The sequence below is a fragment of the Nocardioides sp. Leaf307 genome (assembly GCF_001423135.1).
Classification (GTDB): Bacteria; Actinomycetota; Actinomycetes; order Propionibacteriales; family Nocardioidaceae; genus Nocardioides; species Nocardioides kribbensis.
This window is the reverse complement of the sequence record NZ_LMNY01000001.1, coordinates 1397943-1418802: the sequence shown is the minus strand read 5'-3', so window position 1 is coordinate 1418802 and position 20860 is coordinate 1397943. Positions and strand designations below refer to the sequence as shown.

Sequence of the window (20860 nt, the reverse complement as noted above, 5' to 3'; positions counted from 1 at the left end):
GCGGTCCTTCCTCAGAGGTCGACGACGCAGTCGCCGACGGGGGCGGAGACACAGATCTGGATGTCCTCGTCGGGCAGCGAGGACTCGGCACCGGTGACGACGTTGCGCACGGTGCCCTCGGTCTTGCGGGAGGTGCAGGAGAAGCAGATGCCCATGCGGCAGCCGAACTCGGGCCGCAGGCCGAGCGCCTCGGCCTGCTCCAGCAGCGAGGCACCGGTGTTGGCGGCCTGCTGGCCCGACCGGGCGAAGGAGACCTCGCCCTCGGCCGTGCCCGAGGCGGTCATGGGGGGCTTGAAGTACTCCACGCGCAGCCGGGGGCTCCCGGCGTACGCCGCCTGGACCAGCTCGATCATGCCGGCCGGGCCGCAGGCCCACGTGTCGGTGTCCTGGAAGGCCGGCACCAGCTCACGCAGGGCGGCCTCGGAGAAGCGGCCGCCGTCGGTCTCGTGCACCAGGTGCACGTCCACGTGGTTGTCTCCCGCAGCGATCTCGGCGAGCTCCGCGGCGAAGATCTGGTCCTCGGCGCTGCGGGCGTAGTGCAGGAAGGTCACCTTGCGGTGGGCGCGGCCGTCGTAGCCGTCGCGCAGCAGGGTGCGGACCATCGACATGGCCGGGGTGATGCCCGACCCGCCGGTGATGAAGAGCAGGTGGTTGTTGGTCGGCGTCGCCGGGCTCTCGTGCATGACGAAGTCGCCCTCGGCCTGGCCCAGGTGGACCGTGAGGCCCGGGCGGGCCTGCTCGACCAGGAACCTCGAGACCACGCCCTCCGCGTGCGAGCGCACCGTGAGCGAGATCCGCTCCCCCGGCGCCGACGCGGGCGAGGACACCGAGAAGCAGCGGGTCGTGCGCCGACCTCCGGGCAGGTCGACGCCCACCTGGACGTACTGGCCCGCACGGTGTCCGCGCCACGTGCTCGTCGGCTGGAGCACGATCGTGGCGACCGGGTGCTCGCCGTCGGTCTCGCGACGGACCTCGACGACGCGGGCGCGCACCTCGTGGGCCGCCCACATCGGGTTGACCTGCTCCAGGAAGCGGTCGACGCCGTGGGGCGAGGTGAGGGCGGCGACGGCGCGGGACCGGAGGATGGAGCCCGTGATGCTCATCGGAGTTGCTCCCGTCAGATTGGGTGAACGAATGTTCACTCAAAGTCTCCGGGGTCGGCGCCGCGAGGTCAACCGGAACGGCGGGTGACGCCGCCCACCCCGTCCTGGCGGTCGTGCGCCACTCGCGTGACGGTGCACACATGTGCTCCCGGACGGGCCCCAGGGGTCCGGGGCGCGCGAGGTCGGAGCACGCTGCGAGGGTGGCCTAGGATCGAGGGATGACCGAGACCCGCGGCGAGCGCAAGGAGCGCACGCGACGCGCCATCCTCGACGCCGCACTGGCGCTGCTCGAGGAGAGCAGCCTGGTCGCGCTCTCGCTGCGCCAGGTGTCGAAGCAGGTCGGCATCGTGCCGACCGGCTTCTACCGCCACTTCGACTCCATCGAGGACCTCGGCATGGCCCTCGTGGACGAGTCCTTCGAGTCGCTGCGCGCCATGCTGCGCGACGTGCGGCAGGGACGCGAGGGCGGGGCACCGGGCTGGATGGACATCGTCGACGACTCCATCGGGATCCTCGACGAGCACGTGCACCGCCAGCGCTCCCACTTCGCCTTCATCGCCCGAGAGCGGACCGCAGGGCCGCCGCTGGTGCGCGAGGCGATCCGCCACGAGATCGAGCTGTGCGAGCGCGAGCTGGCCACCGACCTCGCCCGGCTGCCCGGCACCGACCGCTGGTCGACCGAGGACCTGCGCGTGCTGTCGGGTCTCATCGTCACGGCCATGGTCGCCTTCGCCGAGAACACCCTCCACGCCGTGGGTCGCCCGGGCGCCGAGAAGCTCGTCGTCGAGAACGCCCGCACGCAGCTGCGGATGGTGCTGGTGGGCGCGCTCAACTGGACGTCCCGGCCCTGAGGGGTCCCGCGACCGCAGCGGCCGGCCCGGGGCTCGGGGCCGGGGCTCAGGCTCGGGGCTTGAGCACCAGCTCGGTCAGCGTGGCGTCCTGCGGGAGGTCGAGCACGCCCACCACGGCCTCGGCCACCGTGACGGGGTCGATCCAGCGCGAGGCGTCGTAGTCCTTGCCCTCCTGGGCGTGCACCTTCTCCTGCATCGCGGTGGCGGTGCGTCCCGGGAACAGCGAGGTGACCCGCACACCGTGCTGCGCCTCCTCGGCGCGCAGCGCGTCGGCGAGGGCCTTCAGGCCGTGCTTGGAGGCGGCGTAGGCCGACCACTGCGGGTGGGCGAACAGCCCGGCACCGGAGTTGACCAGCACGATCGTGCCGCGCGCCTCGCGCAGCGCCGGCAGCGCGAGGCGGGTCAGGACCGCCGGGGCCACCAGGTTGACCGCCAGCTGCTCGGTCCACGCCGAGGCCGTCAGGTCGGCGACGGCACCGAGCTCCACCACGCCGGCCGCGTGCACGACGGAGTCGAGCCGGGCGGGCAGGCGGCCCTGCAGCCGCTCGAGGGCGGCGGCGTCGGCGAGGTCGGCCACCAGCACCGACGCGCCCGGGTGCTCGACACCGAGCTCCTCGGCCCTCGCCTCGGAGCGTGCCACGAGCACCAGGTCGTCGCCACGCGCGCGCAGGCGCCGGGCCAGCTCGGCGCCGATGCCCGCCCCGGCGCCCGTGAGCAGGTGGGTGCGAGCCATCAGCGGGTGAAGACGATCTTGCCGAAGACGTCGCCGCCGGCCATCGCGGCGAAGCCGTCGGCGGCCTGCTCCATGGGCAGCACCCGGTCGATCAGCGGGCGCGTGCCGGTGGCGTCGAGCAGCGAGACCAGGGACGCGAGCTCGTCGCGGGTGCCCATCGTCGAGCCGACCACGCTGAGCTGGAGGAAGAAGATCCGCGTGAGCTCGGCGTCGTCGAGGTCGGCCCCCGACGTCGTGCCCGAGACCACGATGCGCCCGCCCGGCTTGAGGGCCCGCACCGAGTGGGCCCAGGTGGCCTTGCCGACGGTCTCCATCACGGCGTCGACCTTGACCGGGAGGCGCGCCCCGGACTCGAAGACCTCGTGGGCGCCGATCTCCAGCGCACGGGCCCGCTTGCCCTCGTCGCGGCTGGTGGCCAGCACCTTGAGGCCCGCAGCCCGGGCGAGGGTGATGACCGCGGTGGCGACGCCGCCGCCCGCGCCCTGCACCAGCACGGTGTCACCGGCCACGAGGCCGCCGCGGGTGAAGAGCATGCGGTAGGCGGTGAGCCACGCGGTGGGCAGGCAGGCGGCCTCCTCGAAGGACATCGAGGCGGGCTTGGCCACGACGTTGGCACGGGGCACGACGACCTTGTCGGCGAAGGTGCCCTGGTGCCGCTCGGAGAGCAGCGAGCGGCGCGGGTCGAGGGTCTCGTCGCCGCGCCACGCGGGGTCGCTGACGACGGCGTGCACCACGACCTCGTTGCCGTCCTCGTCGAGTCCGGCCGCGTCGCAGCCCAGGATCATCGGCAGGGCCTCCTCACGCAGGCCCACCCCGCGCAGGGACCAGACGTCGTGGTGGTTGAGCGAGGCGGCCTTGACCGTCACCGTCGTCCACCCGTCGGGGGCCTCGGGGTCGGGCCGCTCCCCCACCGTCAGGGCGGAGAGCGGGTCGTCGGAGGAGAAGCGGTCGGCGTAGACGGCGAACATGGGGACAACCTAACGGGGAGTGGCTGGACGGGCGGGGCACGCCGTCTCAGCGGCGAGCGACGCCGTCCTGCCGGGCGGCGGCCGCGACCGCGGCGGAGACGGCCGGGCCGACGCGCGGGTCGAACGGCGAGGGGATGACGTACTCCTCGGTCAGCGCCTCGCCCACCAGGTCGGCGAGCGCGCGGGCCGCGGCCAGCTTCATGCCCTCGGTGATGGCCGTGGCGTGGGCGTCGAAGGCGCCGCGGAAGATGCCGGGGAAGGCCAGCACGTTGTTGATCTGGTTGGGGAAGTCGGAGCGTCCGGTGGCCACGACGCGCGCGTGGCGCCGGGCCACCTCGGGGTGCACCTCGGGCGTGGGGTTGGCCAGACCGAAGACGATGGCGTCGGGCGCCATCGTGGCGACGTGCTCCTCGGGCACCGTGCCGCCGGAGACGCCGATGTAGACGTCGGCGCCGTCGAGCACGTCGGCCAGCGAGCCGGTGCGGCCCGTGACGTCTGCGGTGAGCTCGGCCAGCGAGCGCTTGACCGCGGTGAGGTCGCCGCGCGAGGAGTGGATGACGCCCTTGCGGTCGGTCACGGCGAGGTCGGTGATGCCGGCCTCGAGCAGGATCTTGGCCACCGCCACACCCGCCGCCCCCGCGCCGGAGATGACCACCCGGGTGCTGCCCGGGTCGCGGCCGGTGAGCGTGAGGGCGTTGGTCAGGGCGGCGAGCGCCACCACGGCGGTGCCGTGCTGGTCGTCGTGGAAGACCGGGATGTCGAGCATCTCCTTGAGCCGGTCCTCGATCTCGAAGCAGCGGGGCGCCGAGATGTCCTCGAGGTTGACCCCGCCGAAGCTCGGCGCCAGCCGGGCCACGGTCTCGATGATCTCCTCGGTGTCGGTGGTGTCGAGGCAGATCGGCACCGCGTCGACGCCGCCGAACTGCTTGAACAGCACCGCCTTGCCCTCCATCACCGGCATGGCGGCGGCCGGCCCGATGTCGCCCAGGCCGAGCACGGCGGTGCCGTCGGTGACGACCGCGACCGTGTTGGGCACCCAGGTGTAGTGCTGCGTGAGCGACGGGTCGGCCGCGATCGCCTCGCAGACCAGGGCCACGCCGGGGGTGTAGGCCAGCGACAGCTCCTCCGCGCCGGCCAGGGCCACGGAGGACTGGATGGACATCTTGCCGCCGAGGTGCAGGTCGAAGACGGGGTCTCCGGCCCGCGGGTGCGACGGCGAGGCCGACGGGCCGTGGCCCGCAGGGCCGGCGGTGGTGGCAGGAGACGTGGGAGAAGCAGTCATCACAGGACTTTCCAGGACGAGTCGGATGGGCCGGATCGTGCCCGGGACCACTGCTCGACGCGAGGGGTTGCCGCGGAGCCGTGACGCCCGGAGGGCTGTCCCGCCAGTCTGGCACAGCGCACGGATACAGGACGCCGGCGTCCGCAATGCTCTACGTCACAGCGCCCGCGAGGCAGCCGTGCCCGGCCCTGCGCCCGCCCTGAGCAGGCAGGGACGCGGCCAGACGCGGCACAGCGCCACGGCCAGCACCTGGTCCTCGGCGACGGGCCCGCGGTGCCGGGAGTCGACGCCCACCGACGGGTCGTCGCTGAGCAGCCACCAGCCGGGCGAGCCGCCGGCCGTCGTACGCCGCTCCACGGCGCGCTTGACCGCCAGCGTGCCGTCGGGCAGCCGGGCGACCACCACCCGCCCCGGCACGACCCGCGCGCCGTGCAGCACCAGCAGCCGGTCGCCCCCGCGCAGCGTGGGCGCCATCGACGCCCCGCGCACCAGGGCCCACCCGGGGCGGCCCGGGCCGTGCAACCCGCCGCGGGCACGAGCCAGCCACCCGATGGGGTGGCTCGAGGGGGAGACACCTCGTGCGGGACGCGACACGCGGAGTAGTGTCGCAGCCGAGCTCAGCAGACCCCTGAAGGACCACGAGAGGAACCGCATGTTCGCGCGACTGTTCGCACCCACCGTCGAGGTCTCCGCCCACTGCGACCTGCCCTGCGGCGTCTACGACCCCGCGCAGGCCCGCATCGAGGCCGAGTCGATCAAGGGCATCATCGCCAAGGTCGCCGACAACGACGACCCCGACTTCCGCACCCGCGCCATCCTGATCAAGGAGCAGCGCGCCGAGCTGGTCAAGCACCACCTGTGGGTGCTGTGGACCGACTACTTCAAGCCCCCGCACTTCGAGAAGTACCCGCAGCTGCACGTGCTGGTCAACGAGGCCACCAAGCTCGCCGGTGCCTCCGGCGCCAAGGGCGCCCTCGACGCCGACGTGGCCGACCAGCTGCTGGCCAAGATCGACGAGATCGCCGAGATCTTCTGGGAGACCAAGAAGGCCTGAGCGACGCAGCCGGCGCGCCGCCGCCGCGGCGGGCGCCGCCGACCGTTTGTCGAGGCCGGTCCCGGGGTAGACCCCCGGGACCGGCCTCGCTGGCGTTCCAGGCGGCACACATGGGGCGCAGCCGAGCACCAGCCGAGCACCGGACGGCCTCCCACCCGGGGAGCCACCGCGTCACCTAGAGTTCGACCACTTCCTCCGCACCTGCCACGAAGGACGGCCCCATGTCCCAGCACGGTCCGACGATCGACCCGATCCGCGACCGCTCCGACGTCGAGCTGCGGCTGCCCGCGGACGGCGCCTACGTGTCGGTGCTCCGCACGACGACGGCGTCGCTGGCCGCGCGCCTCGACTTCACCATCGACGACATCGAGGACCTGCGCATCGCGGTGGGCGAGGCGTGCGCGCTGGTGCTGCCCGAGGCCGACGCCGGGGCCGACCTGGTCGGACGCTTCTACCTGCGCCCCGCCGAGCTGACGGTGTCGGTGTCCGTGGGCGCCGCCGACGCCGGCGAGCCCGACCGTGACAGCTTCGCCTGGCAGGTGCTCGACACGCTGGCCTCCGAGGTCGGGGTGCGGATCGCCGAGGGCGAGCTCGCCGTCGCGCTCACGCTGCGCTCCACGCACCTGGGAGCCGGCCTCTGAGATGGACCACCCCCTCCCGGACGACGACCCCGCCCCCAGCGCGGCGAGCGAGGCGACCGACGCCCGGCGCGCGGGCGTCGAGCTCACCCGCCGGCGCAGCGCCGAGCTGTTCCTGGCCTTCCACGACCAGCAGGGCAGCGAGGCCGGTCGCGAGAGCGCGCGCGACGCCCTGGTGCACCTGCACCTGCCGCTCGTCGAGCACTGCGCACGGCGCTTCCGCAACCGCGGCGAGCCGTTCGAGGACCTGGTGCAGGTGGGCACGATCGGGCTCATCAAGTCCATCGACCGCTTCGACTCCGACCGGGGCGTGGAGTTCTCGACCTACGCCACGCCGACGATCATCGGCGAGATCAAGCGCTACTTCCGCGACAAGGGCTGGGCGATCCGGGTGCCGCGGCGGCTCCAGGAGCTGCGCATGCAGATCGGCTCCGCGACCGCCGAGCTGACCCAGACCCTCGGCCGCTCCCCCACGGCCCGCGAGCTCGCCGAGTGCATCGGGTGCACGGTGGAGGAGATCGTGGAGGGCATCGAGTCCAGCAACGCCTACTCCACCCTCTCCCTCGACGCCAGCGACGACTCCGACGACGGGGCCGCCACGATGCTCGACGCCATCGGCATCGAGGACGCGGGCCTCGAGCACGTCGAGATCCGCGAGTCGATCAAGCCGCTGCTCGACCAGCTCGACGCGCGCGAGAAGAAGATCCTGCTGCTGCGCTTCTTCCGCAACATGACCCAGTCGCAGATCGCCGAGGAGATCGGCGTCTCGCAGATGCACGTCTCCCGGCTGCTCAACCGCACCCTGGAGCACCTGCGGCGCTCGCTGCAGGAGCAGGACTGAGCCCTCTCCGCGCCCCCACAGCGCCTCCCCCGGGGCCGCTCAGTCCTCGCGCATCGGGTCGTCGGCGAGGGCCTCGAGGCTCGCGGGGTGCAGCATGCCGGCCAGCACGACGGCGGCCACGACGACCAGGCCCAGCGCGATCAGCTGGGTGCCCCGGAAGCTCCAGGCCAGCCCGAGGGCGATCAGCTGGGTCAGCAGGATCGGACCCCGGGTCCAGGCCTGCCCCCGCGTCACCGCCCAGGCGCAGGCGATGACGGCCACGCCGAAGAGCGCGAAGAACGCCGCCACGGTCCATCCCATCGTGGTGCGCCCCTCGGAGAGGTCGGCGAGCTGGGCGCCGGCGAGGAGCAGCAGGACCAGCCCCTCGACCGCGGCGAGGGAGGCCGCGACGACCAGCGGCGGCGGGTTCTCGGATCGGGTCACGACGCCGAGGTTAGTGTGCCCCCTCCACACGGGACGCCTGTGACGCAGGAGACCAGCGATTTGGCTTGTTTAACGGTCCAAAAGTTGTCAGTGTGTGCGGAGCGCTCGTGGCCGAGTCCACTTCGTGGTGCCATCGCACCGGGCGCCGCCGCAGGCTTGCGTTGCCCCTGGCCTGCACATTTCGCTTGAGGAAAAGAGGGATCGCCCAGCCATGGACTGGCGTCACCGTTCAGCATGTCTCGACGAGGATCCGGAGCTGTTCTTCCCGATCGGCAACACCGGCCCTGCCATCCTGCAGATCGAGGAGGCCAAGCAGGTCTGCCGGCGCTGCGACGTGCGCGAGCAGTGCCTCGCCTGGGCCCTCGAGGCCGGCCAGGACCACGGCGTGTGGGGCGGTCTGAGCGAGGACGAGCGTCGTGCGCTGAAGCGCCGCAACGCCCGGGCCCGCGTCCGCACCGCCTGACCCACCGCCTGACCACGGCACCGCCGCAGGGCCGGTCAGGTCAGCGGGTCGAGGGGGACGTCGACCACGGCACGGGTGCCGTGGTGCGAGGGCACCGGCCCCATCTCGAGCCGACCACCGAGCTCCGACTCCACGAGCGTGCGCACGATGGAGAGACCCAGGTTGGTCGATCCCTCGAGGTCGAAGCCGTCGGGCAGGCCGCGGCCGTCGTCGTCCACGACCAGGTGCAGCCGGCCCGCGGCACGGTGCACCCCCACGCTGACCTCGCCCAGCAGCCCGCCGGCGAGGATCTCCTCGGTCGAGCGGAGCCCGGCGGGGTGCTCGTCGGGCACCTCGTAGCCGTGCTCCACCGCGTTCTGCAACAGCTCGGTCAGCACCATGGCCAGCGCGGTCGCCGACTCCGAGGTCAGCTCGCCGAAGCTGCCCGTGCGCCGCACCCTCACCCTGCTGCCGACCGCGCTCACGTCGGTCACCATGGCGCAGAGCCGGTCGGCGATCTCGTCGAAGAGCACCGTCTCCTCCACGGCCTGGCTGAGCGTCTCGTGGACGATCGCGATGGTCCCGACCCGCCGCACGGCCTCCTCCAGAGCGGCCTTGGCGTCCTGGGAGCCGATCCGGCGGGCCTGGAGGCGCAGCAGGGCGGCGACGGTCTGCAGGTTGTTCTTCACGCGGTGGTGGATCTCGCGGATGGTGGCGTCCTTGGTCACCAGCTCACGGTCGCGGCGGCGCAGGTCGCTGACGTCGCGCACCAGCACGAGGGCACCGATCCGGGTGCCCTGGGGCCGCAGCGGGATGGCGCGTGCGATCAGCGTGACCTCGTCGGTGCCGAACTCGGTGTCGCGGTGCGTGCGGCCGCCCATCACCGCGCTGAGGGTCTCCTCGTCGGGGCGGCGCCGCGACGGCACCAGCTCGCGCACCAGGTCGGGCAGCGCGAGCCCGGCCAGGTCGCCGGAGAGACCGAGACGGCGGAAGACCGACAGCGCGTTGGGGCTGGCGTAGACGACGTGGCCCTGGGCGTCGACGCGCAGGAAGCCGTCGCCCACGCGCGGTGAGTCGGCGTGATCGCTGCGCTGGCCCTGCGCGGGGAACCAGCCGCCCGCGATCATCTGGGTCAGGTCGGCCGCGGTCTGCAGGTAGGACAGCTCCAGGCGGCTGGGGGTGCGCACGCCGAGCAGGTTGGTGTTGCGCGTGACCACCGCGATCACGCGGCCCTCGCGGCGCACCGGGATGCTCTCCACGCGCACCGGCACGTCGTCGCGCCACTCCGGGTCGCCCTCGCGCACCAGGCGCTGCTCGGCGTACGCCGCGTCGAGGAGGGGGCGTCGCCCGCGGGGCACGAAGGTGCCCACGACGTCGTCGACGTAGGACGTCGGGCCGGTGGTGGGCCGCATCTGCCCCACCGCCCAGAACCCGCTGCCCTCGCGGTCGGGCAGCCACAGCACGAGGTCGGCGAAGGACAGGTCGGCGATGATCTGCCAGTCGGCCTGGAGCAGCTGGAGCCACGCGACGTCGTCGGGTCCCAGGTCGGTGTGGCTTCGGACCAGCTCGCTCATCGACGGCACCCGCCGAGCCTACGGCGAGCGGCAGGGGTGGGCGCACCGTCGGCCCCGACGTCCGACGGGCGGGCACGCGGTCGCGCCGTGAGCCCGTGCACACCTGGCCCGCACCGGGAACCCACCGGGCCCGCCCCTCCCCGCGGGCCCGCCGGACCGACCGGTCGGGCCCTCCCCCGACCGTGCGCGGACCCCGGGGAGTTTGGCAGGATGACGGCCATGTCGGGCGCGTATTGGAGACAGGTGCACGCCGACGGCCTCGCGGTGCCGTCGGACCGCCCCCTCGACGACCTGACCGCGGAGCTCACCCGCATGCTCGGCGACACCGACCCCGAGACCCGCGACGGCACGGCCTACCCGACGCTGGCGACCTGGGTCGAGCGGGGCGTCTACGACGACCTCCTGGCCGGTCTCGGCGACGGCATGGCCGCCGGGCTGACCACCGGGCTGGGCGAGGTCGGCACCGACTCGGTCTTCCGCCGCAGCTTCTCGGTGCTGGTGCTCGCCGAGTGCATCGCCCGCGACAACGAGCGACCACTGGTCTCCGGCGGCAAGGTGCTCGACTGGGGCGACCGGATCGCGACCTGGCTGCTGCGCGAGCGCGACCTGCGCGGATTCGTGCCGGGCAAGGGATGGGCCCACGCGGTGGCCCACGGCGCCGACGCCCTCGGAGCGCTCGCCGCCTCCCCCCACATCGGCAAGGCCGAGCTGACCGTCGTGCTCGACGTCGTGGCCGACCGGGTGCTCATGCCCGTCGACGCGCTCTTCGCGCACGGCGAGGAGGACCGCCTGGCCCACACCACCCTGTGCGTGCTGCGCCGCGACGTCGTGCCGCTGAGCATCCTCGAGCCCTGGATCAACCGCCTCGCGTCGGCCGCCGGGGAGCGCGCCGTGCACGGCGAGCAGGACCCCTTCCTGCGCGGCGGCAACGCCGAGGCCTTCCTCCGCGCCCTCTACCTCCAGCTCGCGCTGGGCCCGCGCCCGCCGGCGGTCCGCTCCGACCTGCTGCTGGTGGTCGTCGAGGCGCTGCGGGCCAGCAACCCGCACTTCCTGCGCGACTGACGGCCCGGGTGACCCGTGGGTAACCTGCGGGCATGACGCAGACCACACCCGACCCGCAGCAGCCCGCGAGCCCCGACGCGCACCCGGAGGGCCACCTCGAGGGCCACGCCGGCCAGCTCGCCGTGGCGGTGGCCCGAGCCCACGGCGTCGAGACGATGTTCACGCTCTCGGGCGCGCACGTCTTCCCCATGTACGACGGGGCCGTGAAGGCCGACCCGCCGATGCGCCTGCTCGACGTGCGCCACGAGCAGACCGCGGCCTTCGCGGCCGAGGCCACGGGCAAGCTCACCCGGGTGCCCGGCCTGGCGGTGCTGACGGCCGGGCCCGGCGTCACCAACGGCGTGAGCGCCATCGCCCAGGCGCAGTTCGCCGGCTCCCCCATGGTGGTCGTCGGTGGCCGGGCCCCGCAGAACCGGTGGGGCAGCGGCAGCCTCCAGGAGCTGGACCAGCCGCCGATCGTCGCGTCGGTCTCGAAGCTGGCGCGCACCTTGCCCACCGCGGGCGACGTGCTCGGCGGCATGCACGAGGCCTTCAGCGCGGCGGGGTCCAGCCACCGCGGCCCGGTCTTCGTCGACGTGCCGATGGACGAGTTCTTCGCCTCCGCGTCGGGCTCCCTGCCCACGGTCGGTGCGGGCCGGGGCGAGGCTCCCGACACCGACGCGATCGACCGGATCGCGGCCCTGCTGGCCGCCAGCGAGCGCCCCGTGCTCGTGCTCGGCACCGACGTGTGGGCCGACCGTGCCGAGGTGGCGGCCCTGCGGCTGGTCGAGGAGGCGGGCCTGCCCGCCATCACCAACGGCATGGGCCGCGGGCTCGTGCCCGGGGGGCACCCGCTGCTGGTGACCAAGGCCCGCGGCGCCGCGCTCGGCGGCGCCGACCTCGTGGTCGTCGTGGGCACCCCGCTGGACTTCCGTCTCGGCTACGGCGTCTTCGGCGGCAAGGACGGCGCCAGCCCGGCCCGGGTCGTGCACGTCGCCGACTCCGCCGGGCAGGTCTCCACCCACGCCGACCTCGCCGCGTCGGTCTCGGGCGACCTGACCTCGGTGCTCGACGGGCTGCTCGCGGCGCTCGAGCGCCACGACCGCCCCGACCGCAGCGCCTGGGTGGGCGGGCTGCAGGACACCGTGCGCGGCGCCACGGAGCGCGACCGGGCCCTCCTCGGCGCCGAGGCCGACCCCATCCACCCCGCCCGCGTCTACGGCGAGCTCGTGCCGCGTCTGGCCGACGACGCCGTCGTGATCGGCGACGGCGGCGACTTCGTGAGCTTCGCCGGCAAGTTCGTCGAGCCGCAGCGCCCCGGTGGGTGGCTCGACCCCGGGCCCTACGGCTGCCTGGGCGCCGGGCTGGGCGCCGCGATCGCGGCACGGATCGCCCGGCCCTCGGCCCAGGTCGTGCTGCTGCTCGGCGACGGCGCGGCCGGCTTCTCGCTGATGGACGTCGACACGCTGGTGCGCCACGGGCTGCCGGTCGTGATGGTCATGGGCAACAACTCCGCGTGGGGGCTGGAGAAGGGCCCGATGCAGATGCTCTACGGCTACGACGTGGCCGCCGACCTCGCCCCGCAGACCAGGTACGACGAGGTCGTGCGCGCCCTCGGCGGCGCCGGTGAGCGGGTCACCGACCCGCGTCAGATCGGGCCGGCGCTCGACCGGGCCTTCGCCTCCGGCGTGCCCTACCTGGTCAACGTGATCACCGACGTCGACGCGGCCTACCCGCGCGCGACCTTCGGCATCTGAGTGGCCGGCCACGCGGCGGGGCCCGGGCCGCACTGGGCGCTGCGGCGGGCCCGCGACGAGGACCTGCCGGCCGTCGGCGAGGTGACGCTCGCGGCGTACGCCCCCTTCACGCGGGGGCCGGACGACCCCTACGTCGCGCGGCTGGGCGACGCCGGCCCGCGGCACCGTGAGGCCGAGCTCTGGGTGGCCGTCGGGCCGGCCGGGCGCGTGCTGGGGTCGGTCACCGTGTGCCCGCCCGGCTCACCGTGGCGCGAGGTGGCCCGCGACGGCGAGGGGGAGTTCCGGATGCTGGCCGTGGACCCGGCCGCCCGCGGCAGCGGGGTCGGGCGGGCGCTGGTGCGTCACGCCGTCGACCGGGCCCGCGAGCTCGGCGCAGGGGCCGTGGTCATCTCCAGCCTCACCGCGATGACGACCGCGCACCGGCTCTACGAGACCCTGGGCTTCGTGCGCGACCCCGGGCGCGATTGGCGCCCGCTGCCCGAGGTCGACCTCATCGCCTACCGACTGGAGCCCTGATGACCACCCTGCACGCCGAGCTCGACTTCACCGTCGGTGAGGACGACACCGCCGCCTCGCTGGGGTCGGGCTCGCTGCCCGTGCTCGCCACGCCCCGCCTGCTGGCGTGGTGCGAGGCCGCCACGTGCGCGGCTCTCGAGCCGGTGCTCGCGCCCGGGTCGACCAGCGTCGGGACCCGGGTGTCGCTGGAGCACCTGGCCGCCTCGGCGGTGGGTCGCCGGGTGCGGGTCAGCGCGACCTCGGCCTACGCCGACGGGCGACTGCACCGCCTCGCCGTCTCGGCGCGTCACCTGGGTCCCGACGGCGTGCCCGTCGGTAAGGTCCTCGCCTCGGGCGAGGTGACGCGGGTCGTGGTCGACCCGGAGCGCTTCCTGTCCAGGCTGTGACCCGGACCCGATTTCCCCGGCGCCGCACGATTTGAGAGACTGCCTCCTGGCCCTTCGACGGGTCGCCACCGATTCGACGAGGAGAACACCATGGGCAAGACCGGCCGCAAGCGCCGCGCTCGCAAGAAGAAGGGCGCGAACCACGGCAAGCGCCCCAACGCCTGAGCGCAGGCACCGTGCACTGGACCCCCGAGCCTCCGGCCGGGGGTTCGTTGCTTCTCGGGGTCCGGCAGGATCGCGGCATGGACCACTCCTCCCAGGCCGGCGTCGAGCGCCTGCTCGCGCAGGCCGCCGAGGTCGACCACCTCGTCCGCGCCGTCTGCACCCCCCACCCCGAGGCCCTCGCGCAGGCGGCCCGCCTCGACGCCGAGGCCGCCGAGGGCCGCTCGCGCGGGCCCCTGCACGGGCAGGCGGTGCTGGTGAAGGACAACGTCGACACCCACGACCTGCCCACCACGGCCGGCTCGCTGGCGCTCGCCGACGCGCCACCGCCGCGCCGCGACGCCGACCTGGTCGAGCGGCTGCGCGCGGCCGGCATGGTCGTGCTCGGCAAGACCAACCTCTCGGAGTGGGCCAACTTCCGCGACGAGTCGTCCACCTCCGGCTGGAGCGCGTACGGCGGCCTGACGCGCAACCCCCACGCCCTCAACCGGTCGGCCGGCGGGTCGAGCTCCGGCAGCGGAGCGGCCGTGGCGGCCGGCCTGGCCGACTTCGCCGTCGGCACCGAGACCGACGGGTCGATCACCTGCCCGGCGGCCTTCAACGGCTGCGTCGGCCTCAAGCCCACCGTCGGTGCGGTGCCCACGCGCGGGGTGGTGCCGATCGCCGCCTCCCAGGACTCCCCCGGCCCCCTGACCCGCACGGTGGCCCAGGCCGCGGCCCTGCTCGACGTGCTCAGCGCGACCACGCGCGACCCGCACGCCGCCCACGCGGTGCCGGGCCGGCTCGCCGGCAAGCGGATCGGCGTGCCGCGCGCGACCTACTGGGGCTACTCCCCCCACGCCGACGCCGCCGCGGAGCGCGCGGTGGCGCTGCTGGCCGCGGAGGGCGCGGAGATCGTCGACGGCACCGACCTGAGCGGGCTCGACGCCCGCAGCGAGCAGGTGGGCGCCGACGAGCTGCTCGTGCTGCTCGCGGAGTTCCGGCAAGGCGTCGAGGCCTACCTCGCCACCCGCGAGGGCGACGTGCCCCGCAGCCTGGCCGAGCTCGTGGCGTTCAACACCGCCCACGCCGGCACGGAGCTGGCGCACTTCGGCCAGTCGCTGCTCGAGCGGGCGCTCGAGGCGCCGCAGGTCGGTGGCGCGGAGCACCGCGCCGCCCGCGGGCGCAACCTGCTGGCGACCCGCACCGAGGGCATCGACCACGTGCTGGGCGAGCACCGCCTCGATGCGCTGGTGACGCCGTCCTACGCCCCGGCCGGCCCGATCGACCTGGTCAACCCCGAGGTCTTCCCCGGCTCGTGCAGCGGGCCGACGGCGATCGCGGGCTACCCGCTGCTCACCGTGCCGACCGAGCTGGCGGCCGGCCTGCCCGTCGCGGTGTCCTTCTGGGGCACCGCCGGCAGCGAGCGGACGCTGCTGGAGGTGGGCGCGGGCTACGAGGCCGCGCGCGACCGCGCGAGCGGTCCGCTGCCGGAGCCGGCGTACGCGCCCTGGGTGTGAGCCGGTCGACGGCCCTCGGGCCGGTGGGGCAGGTGGCTCAGGACCCGCTGAGTCGCAGCTGGACCTCGCGCACGCGCAGCATCACGCGCTGACGCAGCTCGTCGGGCGCCGACTCCGAGCAGGAGCGGGCCACGATCTGCTTCACGGTGCGCTGGAGGTCGTACTTCTCCAGGCACGGGTTGCACGTGTCGAGGTGCACCTGCACGGCGGCGCAGTCGGCGGCGTCGAGCTCGTTGTCGATGAAGTAGACGATCTGCTCGAGGTAGTCGGCGCAGTCGCTGGCCGACACCTCCTCGGGGCCGGCGTGGTCGTGCCCGGCGTGCTCCTGCGTCATGCCTTCTCCCCCTCGAGGCGAGCCGCTGCGGTGAGGTCGCGCGAGCGGGCGTAGTCGGTGAGCATGTCGCGCAGCTGGCGACGGCCGCGGTGCAGTCGCGACATCACGGTGCCGATCGGCGTCTCCATGATCTCGGCGATCTCCTTGTAGGCGAAGCCCTCCACGTCGGCGAGGTAGACCGCGAGGCGGAACTCCTCGGGCAGGCGCTGCAGGGCGTCCTTGACCTGCGAGTCGGGCAGGTGCTCCAGCGCCTCGGTCTCGGCCGACTTCAGCCCGGTGGAGCTGTGCGACTCCGCACGGGCCAGCTGCCAGTCCTCGACGTCCTCCGACATCGACTGCTGCGGCTGGCGCTGCTTCTTGCGGTAGGTGTTGATGAAGGTGTTGGTGAGGATGCGGTAGAGCCAGGCCTTGAGGTTGGTGCCGGGCTTGAACTGGTGGAAGGAGGAGTAGGCCTTGGCGAAGGTCTCCTGCACCAGGTCCTCGGCGTCGGCGGGGTTGCGCGTCATGCGCATCGCGGCCGAGTAGAGCTGGTCGAGGAAGGGCAGGGCGTCGCGCTCGAAGCGCGCGGAACGCTCGGTCTCGGTCTCGGTGGCGAGGTCGACCGGCGCATCGGCCGGGCTCTCGAAGGTGTCGGTCATCGCGTCCCAGACTAGGCCCTCGGCGGTAGGCCGCGGGTCGCGGGACGGCCGCGTGGCGGGAGGTTCCAGAAGTGCGATCACGTCGGGTGGAACGCCCCGCCCCTGCCGCCCATTCCCCCTGCCGACGCTCGGTTCCACCCGCGGGGCCGCCTCGCGGCGGCCGCGGGGAGGCTCAGCCCCGCACGACCCTGCCCAGCCAGGCCACGACCTCGTCGACGACCAGCTCACCCGCCTCCTCCTGGTCCAGCGCCGCGCGGGCCGGCACCTTCAGTCCGTGGTCACCACCGGGCACCACGACGGTCTCGACGTCGGGGGGCAGCTCCTCGGGGCGGCCCATCGGGTCGCGCTCGCCCTGCACGACCAGCAACGGCAGCCGGGCCCCGCGCAGCTCCGGCAGGCGCGAGCGCTCGGGGCGACCGGGCGGGTGCAGCGGGAACGACAGCGCCAGCACCCCCACCGCGCCCAGGCCCCGGGCGCAGCGTGCCGCCGAGCGCGCCCCGGCCGAGCGGCCGCCAACGAGCAGGGGCACGCGTCCGCGCAGGGCGTCGGCCCCCGCGACCAGCCCCTCGTCGAGCGTCGGGGGCGGCGTGGCGATCCGGCGGCCCGCGACCTTCCAGGGCTGCTCGAGCCGCACGACGGTGAAGCCTCGTCGCGGCAGCCGGTCGGCCAGCAGCTCGAGGTCCCAGGTGTCGATGCCCGCGCCCGCGCCGTGGCTGAGCAGCAGGCTCGCGCGGGGCTTGCGGGCGCGGTCGGTGACCAGCCTGGCCTCGCCGTGCGGGGTCGCGATCCGCCGCTCGGTCCTCGTCACCGACGCGTCACCGGCCGTCCTGCTCGCGCAGGTCGTCGGGCACGTCCTCGAGGGGCAGCGGTCGCACCAGCTCGGGGCCGTTGTTGCGCACGTCGGACACCAGCGTCGAGACGGCGACCGCCTCGAGCTCGCCCGGGGCGGCCGGCACGAGCAGGTCGCGCGGGTCACCCGCACCGCCACCGGAGGGGTCGAGCCAGGCGTCGCGCCGCTCCCGCGGCACCATCAGGGGCATCCGGTCGTGGATGTGGCCCAGGGCGTCCTCGGCCGCGGTGGTCAGCACGGTGCAGGTCCAGCGGAAGCGCTCGGGGTCGTCGTCGGCCCGGTCGGGGTCGCGCCAGATCTCGTAGAGACCCGCCATGGCGAGCACCGAGCCGTCACGGGGGCGGATGAAGAAGGGCTGCTTGCGCGCCTTCCCCGCGGGCGACGTCGCACGGGTGGCGTACCACTCGTAGTAGCCGTCGGCGGGCAGCAGGCAGCGACGCGCGGCGAAGGCGCGGCGGTAGGCGGGCTTCTCGGCCACGGTCTCCATGCGTGCGTTGATCATGCGGTTGCCGATGGCGGGGTCCTTGGCCCACGACGGCACCAGCCCCCAGCGCAGCGCGCGCAGCTGGCGCACCTGCGGGCGGTCCTCCTTCGCCGGGCGCTCGAGCACGGCGTAGACCTCCTTGGTGGGCGCGACGTTCCAGTCGGGGTCGAGGGGCGCGGCCAGCAGGGCGTCGGCGACCTCGAACTCGTCGACCAGGTCCTCGGGGCGTCGACTCGACGCGTACCTGCCGCACATGGGGCTCACTGTAGGCACTCCCCCGGCTCCGGCCGCCACCCTCGGGGTGAGGACGTGGGCGGCGACGGTGCGGTAGGAAGGGCCCATGAGCCTGAGCCGACTGATCGCCCGTCCCCTCCTCGCCGCCGGTGTCGTCTACGGCGCCCAGACCGCGCTGCGCAACTCCTCCGCCCTGGCCCCCAAGGCGGCCCGCGTGACCGACCGGGTCGTGCCCGCCGTGCGCAAGGCCGTGCCCGGCGCTCCCATCCCCACCGACACCGCGACCCTGGTCAAGCTCAACGCCGGCGTGCAGATCGGCGCCGCGCTCGCCCTCGCCACCGGTCGCGCCCCCCGCCTGGGCGCCGGCGTCCTCGCGGCCTCCCTGGTGCCGACCACCATCGCCGGTCACGCCTTCTGGACCGAGACCGACCCGGCCGCCAAGCAGACCCACACGCTGCAGTTCTTCAAGAACCTCTCGCTCATCGGCGGCCTGATCATCGCCGCCGGCGACACCGACGGCCAGCCCGGCGTGGCCTACCGCGCGCGCCGCGTGGCCAAGGACACCCGCCGCGAGGCCAAGCACCAGGCCAAGCTGATCGCGACCGCGGCGCGCCAGGAGGCCCGCGTGGCCAAGGCGAAGGTCTCCTGACCGAGGCCGCGACACCGGGTCTCGGTAGTCTCACGCGGGTGAGGACCACCCCCGACGAGGCCGACGACCGCACCGCACCCGACCGCCCCACCGACCTGTGGCCCGCTCCGCGCGCGACCGGCCCGGTGGAGGCGGTCGTGTCGCTCCCCGGCAGCAAGTCGATCACCAACCGCGCCCTGCTGCTCGCCGCGATCGCCGACGGCCCGTCGGTCGTGCGCCGCGCCCTGCGCTCGCGCGACACGACGCTCATGGCGGCGGCGCTGACCGGCCTCGGCGCCGCGGTCGACACCACCGGCGAGGACTGGACCGTGACGCCCGGCGACCTGCGCGGCCCGGCCCACGTCGACTGCGGCCTGGCCGGCACGGTCATGCGCTTCGTGCCCCCGGTGGCGGCTCTCGCCGACGGCACGGTCACGTTCGACGGCGACCCCCACATGCGCACCCGCCCGGTCGGCGGGGTGCTCGACTCGCTGCGCACCCTCGGCGCCGACATCGACGACGGCGGGCGCGGGGCGCTGCCCTTCGCCGTGCACGGCACCGGCGCCGTGAGCGGCGGCACGGTGCTCCTCGACGCCTCCTCGTCCTCGCAGTTCGTCAGCGCCCTGCTGCTCGCCGGGGCGCGCTACGAGCGCGGTGTCGACGTGCGCCACGACGGGGAGCCGGTGCCGTCGCTGCCCCACATCGAGATGACCGTCGCGATGGTGCGCGAGCACGGCGTGGAGGTCGACGACAGCGAGCCCGACCGCTGGCGCGTCGCGCCCGGACCGGTGGCCCCGGTCGACCGGACGGTCGAGCCCGACCTGTCCAACGCCGCGCCCTTCCTGGCCCTGGCCGCCGTCACCGGCGGCACGGTGACGGTGCGTGACTGGCCCCGCCGCACCACCCAGGCCGGCGACGCGCTGCGCGAGATCCTGGCCCTGATGGGCTGCGAGGTCGAGCTGGGCGGTGCGGGCCTGCGCGTGACCGGTCCCACGGCGCTGCTGGGCATCGACCACGACCTGCACGACGTCGGCGAGCTCGCCCCGGCGGTCGCCGCCCTCTGCGCGCTGGCCACGACCCCCTCCCACCTGCGCGGGATCGCCCACATCCGCCACCACGAGACCGACCGGATCGCGGCCCTGGCGACCGAGCTGACGGCGCTGGGCGCCGACGTGAGCGAGCACGCCGACGGGCTGTCGCTCCGCCCGGCGCCGCTGCACGGCGGCACCTTCCACACCTACGCCGACCACCGCATGGCCCACGCCGCGGTGATCGTGGGTGCGGCCGTGCCCGGTGTGCTGGTGGAGGACGTCGCCACCACCGGCAAGACCTTCCCCGACTTCGCCGGCTTCTGGTCGGACCTCTTCCGGTGACCCGGGGGGCCGCGGCGTGAGCGGGCGCTACTCCGAGCACGACCACGAGCACTACGAGCGCCCACGGCGCCGCACCCGCCCCCGCACCAAGGAGCGGCCCTCCTACGACGACGCCGTCGACGGACGGGTCGTCACCGTCGACCGGGGTCGCTTCACCCTCCTCGTCGACGAGCACCGGGTGATGGCCATGAAGGCCCGCCCGCTCGGGCGCAAGGGGGTGGTCGTCGGGGACCGCGTGCGGGTCGTGGGCGACACCTCGGGCGACGACGGCAGCCTGGCCCGCATCGTGGAGGTGACCGAGCGGCTCACCACCCTGCGCCGCACCGCCGACGACGACGACCCGGTGGAGCGGGTGATCGTCAGCAACGCCGAGCAGCTCGTGGTCGTGGTGGCCCTGGCCGACCCCGAGCCGCGCACCGGCCTGGTCGACCGCGCCCTCGTCGCGGCCTACGACGCCGGCATGGCGCCCCTGCTGTGCCTGACCAAGGCCGACCTGGCCGACCCCGAGGCCTTCCTGTCCACCTACCGCGCCCTCGGCGTGCCGTGGGTCGTCACGCAGCGGGGTGGCGACGTCGGCGTGCTGCGCGAGCGTCTCGCCGGGCGCACCAGCGTGCTGGTCGGCCACAGCGGCGTGGGCAAGTCGACCCTGGTCAACGCGCTCGTGCCCGACGCCGGGCGCGCGGTCAGCCACGTCAACGCCGTCACCGGCCGCGGGCGGCACACCTCGACCTCGGCGTACATGCTCGCGCTCCCGCCGTCGGACCCCGGCGACCCCGACGACCGCGGCTGGATCATCGACACCCCCGGCATCCGCTCCTTCGGCCTGGCCCACGTCGAGCCCGAGCACCTCATCGAGGCCTTCCCCGACCTCGACGAGATGACCGAGGACTGTCCCCGGGGCTGCACCCACGGCACCGAGGAGCCGGAGTGCGGGCTCGACGAGGCGGTGGCCGCCGGGCAGGCCGACGTCGAGCGCGTGGAGTCGTTCCGCCGGCTGCTGGCGGCCCGCAGCCACCACGACTGGTGAGCGCCTCGCACCCCTCGCCAGG

At 74.4% G+C, this 20860-nt stretch carries 25 protein-coding genes; 14 read left to right on the top strand and 11 right to left on the bottom strand.

Annotated features, from left to right (window positions below; all coding sequences use genetic code 11):
- Nucleotides 1–11 precede the first annotated feature (11 nt).
- Nucleotides 12–1103 (bottom strand): flavin reductase family protein, encoded by a 1092-nt coding sequence (locus ASF50_RS06465; protein WP_056903833.1) that lies wholly within the window; start codon nucleotides 1101–1103, stop codon nucleotides 12–14.
- 218 nt (nucleotides 1104–1321) lie between these two features.
- On the opposite strand from ASF50_RS06465, the gene ASF50_RS06460 reads away from it, so the two are divergent.
- Nucleotides 1322–1954: a TetR family transcriptional regulator gene (locus tag ASF50_RS06460; protein ID WP_056864099.1), complete on the top strand. Its 633-nt coding sequence runs from the start codon at nucleotides 1322–1324 to the stop codon at nucleotides 1952–1954.
- A gap of 46 nt (nucleotides 1955–2000) precedes the next feature.
- On the opposite strand, the gene ASF50_RS06455 is transcribed toward ASF50_RS06460, so the two are convergent.
- From ASF50_RS06455 to ASF50_RS18860, 4 genes are all read right to left on the bottom strand, one after another.
- Complete coding sequence (locus tag ASF50_RS06455; protein ID WP_056903832.1) at nucleotides 2001–2687, bottom strand: SDR family oxidoreductase; 687 nt, start codon at nucleotides 2685–2687, stop codon at nucleotides 2001–2003.
- Nucleotides 2687–3655 (bottom strand): zinc-binding dehydrogenase, encoded by a 969-nt coding sequence (locus ASF50_RS06450; protein WP_056864097.1) that lies wholly within the window; start codon nucleotides 3653–3655, stop codon nucleotides 2687–2689. Before ASF50_RS06450 ends, ASF50_RS06455 begins: the two co-directional genes overlap by 1 nt.
- A 46-nt stretch (nucleotides 3656–3701) precedes the next feature.
- On the bottom strand, nucleotides 3702–4937 hold the full coding sequence (locus ASF50_RS06445; RefSeq protein WP_056864096.1) for an NADP-dependent malic enzyme: 1236 nt from the start codon (nucleotides 4935–4937) through the stop codon (nucleotides 3702–3704).
- A 156-nt stretch (nucleotides 4938–5093) separates the two neighbouring features.
- Complete coding sequence (locus tag ASF50_RS18860; RefSeq protein WP_268778353.1) at nucleotides 5094–5459, bottom strand: S24/S26 family peptidase; 366 nt, start codon at nucleotides 5457–5459, stop codon at nucleotides 5094–5096.
- A 130-nt stretch (nucleotides 5460–5589) separates the two neighbouring features.
- Between ASF50_RS18860 and sodN the strand changes: the two genes are divergently transcribed.
- The 3 genes from sodN (at nucleotide 5590) to ASF50_RS06425 (ending at nucleotide 7470) form a co-directional block, all read left to right on the top strand.
- Entirely contained in the window at nucleotides 5590–5991 is a 402-nt protein-coding gene (gene sodN, locus ASF50_RS06435; RefSeq protein ID WP_056864095.1) for a superoxide dismutase, Ni, read from the top strand.
- Nucleotides 5992–6212: 221 nt separating this feature from the next.
- Nucleotides 6213–6632, top strand: coding sequence for an anti-sigma factor (locus ASF50_RS06430; RefSeq protein ID WP_056903831.1), 420 nt, complete (start codon nucleotides 6213–6215; stop codon nucleotides 6630–6632).
- Nucleotide 6633: 1 nt separating this feature from the next.
- Complete coding sequence (locus tag ASF50_RS06425) at nucleotides 6634–7470, top strand: RNA polymerase sigma factor SigF (protein WP_056903830.1); 837 nt, start codon at nucleotides 6634–6636, stop codon at nucleotides 7468–7470.
- Nucleotides 7471–7509: 39 nt separating this feature from the next.
- Here ASF50_RS06425 and ASF50_RS06420 read toward each other — a convergent pair whose 3' ends face one another.
- Entirely contained in the window at nucleotides 7510–7893 is a 384-nt protein-coding gene (locus tag ASF50_RS06420; RefSeq protein WP_056864092.1) for a hypothetical protein, read from the bottom strand.
- Between the two features lie 211 nt (nucleotides 7894–8104).
- Here ASF50_RS06420 and ASF50_RS06415 point away from each other — a divergent pair, with 211 nt between their 5' ends.
- Nucleotides 8105–8356: a WhiB family transcriptional regulator gene (locus ASF50_RS06415; RefSeq protein WP_027863177.1), complete on the top strand. Its 252-nt coding sequence runs from the start codon at nucleotides 8105–8107 to the stop codon at nucleotides 8354–8356.
- Between the two features lie 35 nt (nucleotides 8357–8391).
- On the opposite strand, the gene ASF50_RS06410 is transcribed toward ASF50_RS06415, so the two are convergent.
- A complete protein-coding gene (locus ASF50_RS06410; RefSeq protein WP_056864091.1) occupies nucleotides 8392–9918 on the bottom strand; it encodes a PAS domain-containing sensor histidine kinase in 1527 nt (508 codons plus the stop codon).
- Between the two features lie 210 nt (nucleotides 9919–10128).
- Here ASF50_RS06410 and ASF50_RS06405 point away from each other — a divergent pair, with 210 nt between their 5' ends.
- From ASF50_RS06405 to ASF50_RS06385, 6 genes are all read left to right on the top strand, one after another.
- A complete protein-coding gene (locus ASF50_RS06405; RefSeq protein ID WP_056864090.1) occupies nucleotides 10129–10971 on the top strand; it encodes a DUF2785 domain-containing protein in 843 nt (280 codons plus the stop codon).
- A 32-nt stretch (nucleotides 10972–11003) separates the two neighbouring features.
- Nucleotides 11004–12707, top strand: a complete 1704-nt coding sequence (locus ASF50_RS06400; RefSeq protein WP_056903829.1) for an acetolactate synthase — start codon at nucleotides 11004–11006, stop codon at nucleotides 12705–12707.
- Complete coding sequence (locus ASF50_RS06395; RefSeq protein ID WP_082502822.1) at nucleotides 12708–13223, top strand: GNAT family N-acetyltransferase; 516 nt, start codon at nucleotides 12708–12710, stop codon at nucleotides 13221–13223.
- Nucleotides 13223–13609 carry a thioesterase family protein gene (locus ASF50_RS06390; protein ID WP_056903828.1) on the top strand — a complete coding sequence of 129 codons (387 nt, stop codon included), beginning with the start codon at nucleotides 13223–13225 and terminating at the stop codon, nucleotides 13607–13609. Before ASF50_RS06395 ends, ASF50_RS06390 begins: the two co-directional genes overlap by 1 nt.
- A 90-nt stretch (nucleotides 13610–13699) precedes the next feature.
- The gene (locus ASF50_RS20045) at nucleotides 13700–13774 is read left to right on the top strand and encodes a 50S ribosomal protein bL37 (protein ID WP_369759046.1); all 75 of its coding nucleotides are present in this window, start codon (nucleotides 13700–13702) and stop codon (nucleotides 13772–13774) included.
- Nucleotides 13775–13851: 77 nt separating this feature from the next.
- A complete protein-coding gene (locus tag ASF50_RS06385) occupies nucleotides 13852–15270 on the top strand; it encodes an amidase family protein (RefSeq protein WP_056903827.1) in 1419 nt (472 codons plus the stop codon).
- Between the two features lie 37 nt (nucleotides 15271–15307).
- Here the strand turns inward: ASF50_RS06385 and rsrA are convergent, their stop codons facing one another.
- From rsrA to ASF50_RS06365, 4 genes are all read right to left on the bottom strand, one after another.
- On the bottom strand, nucleotides 15308–15604 hold the full coding sequence (gene rsrA, locus ASF50_RS06380) for a mycothiol system anti-sigma-R factor (protein WP_056903826.1): 297 nt from the start codon (nucleotides 15602–15604) through the stop codon (nucleotides 15308–15310).
- Nucleotides 15601–16242, bottom strand: coding sequence for a sigma-70 family RNA polymerase sigma factor (locus ASF50_RS06375; protein ID WP_056903825.1), 642 nt, complete (start codon nucleotides 16240–16242; stop codon nucleotides 15601–15603). The genes rsrA and ASF50_RS06375 overlap by 4 nt, the downstream gene beginning before the upstream one ends.
- Nucleotides 16243–16414: 172 nt before the next feature.
- Entirely contained in the window at nucleotides 16415–17050 is a 636-nt protein-coding gene (locus tag ASF50_RS06370) for an alpha/beta family hydrolase (protein WP_056903824.1), read from the bottom strand.
- A 7-nt stretch (nucleotides 17051–17057) separates the two neighbouring features.
- Entirely contained in the window at nucleotides 17058–17831 is a 774-nt protein-coding gene (locus tag ASF50_RS06365; RefSeq protein WP_056903823.1) for an SOS response-associated peptidase, read from the bottom strand.
- A gap of 85 nt (nucleotides 17832–17916) precedes the next feature.
- Between ASF50_RS06365 and ASF50_RS06360 the strand changes: the two genes are divergently transcribed.
- The 3 genes from ASF50_RS06360 to rsgA are packed head-to-tail and all read left to right on the top strand — an operon-like array spanning nucleotide 17917 to nucleotide 20838.
- Nucleotides 17917–18459 (top strand): DoxX family membrane protein, encoded by a 543-nt coding sequence (locus ASF50_RS06360; protein WP_082500223.1) that lies wholly within the window; start codon nucleotides 17917–17919, stop codon nucleotides 18457–18459.
- 38 nt (nucleotides 18460–18497) lie between these two features.
- Nucleotides 18498–19811, top strand: coding sequence for a 3-phosphoshikimate 1-carboxyvinyltransferase (gene aroA, locus ASF50_RS06355; protein ID WP_082502820.1), 1314 nt, complete (start codon nucleotides 18498–18500; stop codon nucleotides 19809–19811).
- A gap of 16 nt (nucleotides 19812–19827) precedes the next feature.
- The gene (rsgA, locus tag ASF50_RS06350; protein ID WP_056903822.1) at nucleotides 19828–20838 is read left to right on the top strand and encodes a ribosome small subunit-dependent GTPase A; all 1011 of its coding nucleotides are present in this window, start codon (nucleotides 19828–19830) and stop codon (nucleotides 20836–20838) included.
- The last annotated feature ends 22 nt before the right edge of the window (nucleotides 20839–20860 follow it).

Bases quoted from the DNA above. Each gene is read 5' to 3' on its own strand.
- ASF50_RS06445 (WP_056864096.1), bottom strand. From the start codon at position 4,937: ATGACTGCTTCTCCCACGTCTCCTGCCACCACCGCCGGCCCTGCGGGC.
- ASF50_RS06430 (WP_056903831.1), top strand. From the start codon at position 6,213: ATGTCCCAGCACGGTCCGACGATCGACCCGATCCGCGACCGCTCCGAC.
- rsrA (WP_056903826.1), bottom strand. From the start codon at position 15,604: ATGACGCAGGAGCACGCCGGGCACGACCACGCCGGCCCCGAGGAGGTG.
- sodN (WP_056864095.1), top strand. From the start codon at position 5,590: ATGTTCGCGCGACTGTTCGCACCCACCGTCGAGGTCTCCGCCCACTGC.
- ASF50_RS06425 (WP_056903830.1), top strand. From the start codon at position 6,634: ATGGACCACCCCCTCCCGGACGACGACCCCGCCCCCAGCGCGGCGAGC.
- ASF50_RS06415 (WP_027863177.1), top strand. From the start codon at position 8,105: ATGGACTGGCGTCACCGTTCAGCATGTCTCGACGAGGATCCGGAGCTG.
- ASF50_RS06365 (WP_056903823.1), bottom strand. From the start codon at position 17,831: ATGTGCGGCAGGTACGCGTCGAGTCGACGCCCCGAGGACCTGGTCGAC.
- ASF50_RS06390 (WP_056903828.1), top strand. From the start codon at position 13,223: ATGACCACCCTGCACGCCGAGCTCGACTTCACCGTCGGTGAGGACGAC.
- ASF50_RS06465 (WP_056903833.1), bottom strand. From the start codon at position 1,103: ATGAGCATCACGGGCTCCATCCTCCGGTCCCGCGCCGTCGCCGCCCTC.
- ASF50_RS06375 (WP_056903825.1), bottom strand. From the start codon at position 16,242: ATGACCGACACCTTCGAGAGCCCGGCCGATGCGCCGGTCGACCTCGCC.
- ASF50_RS06460 (WP_056864099.1), top strand. From the start codon at position 1,322: ATGACCGAGACCCGCGGCGAGCGCAAGGAGCGCACGCGACGCGCCATC.
- ASF50_RS06400 (WP_056903829.1), top strand. From the start codon at position 11,004: ATGACGCAGACCACACCCGACCCGCAGCAGCCCGCGAGCCCCGACGCG.
- ASF50_RS06450 (WP_056864097.1), bottom strand. From the start codon at position 3,655: ATGTTCGCCGTCTACGCCGACCGCTTCTCCTCCGACGACCCGCTCTCC.
- ASF50_RS06360 (WP_082500223.1), top strand. From the start codon at position 17,917: ATGAGCCTGAGCCGACTGATCGCCCGTCCCCTCCTCGCCGCCGGTGTC.
- ASF50_RS06385 (WP_056903827.1), top strand. From the start codon at position 13,852: ATGGACCACTCCTCCCAGGCCGGCGTCGAGCGCCTGCTCGCGCAGGCC.
- ASF50_RS06455 (WP_056903832.1), bottom strand. From the start codon at position 2,687: ATGGCTCGCACCCACCTGCTCACGGGCGCCGGGGCGGGCATCGGCGCC.
- ASF50_RS06405 (WP_056864090.1), top strand. From the start codon at position 10,129: ATGTCGGGCGCGTATTGGAGACAGGTGCACGCCGACGGCCTCGCGGTG.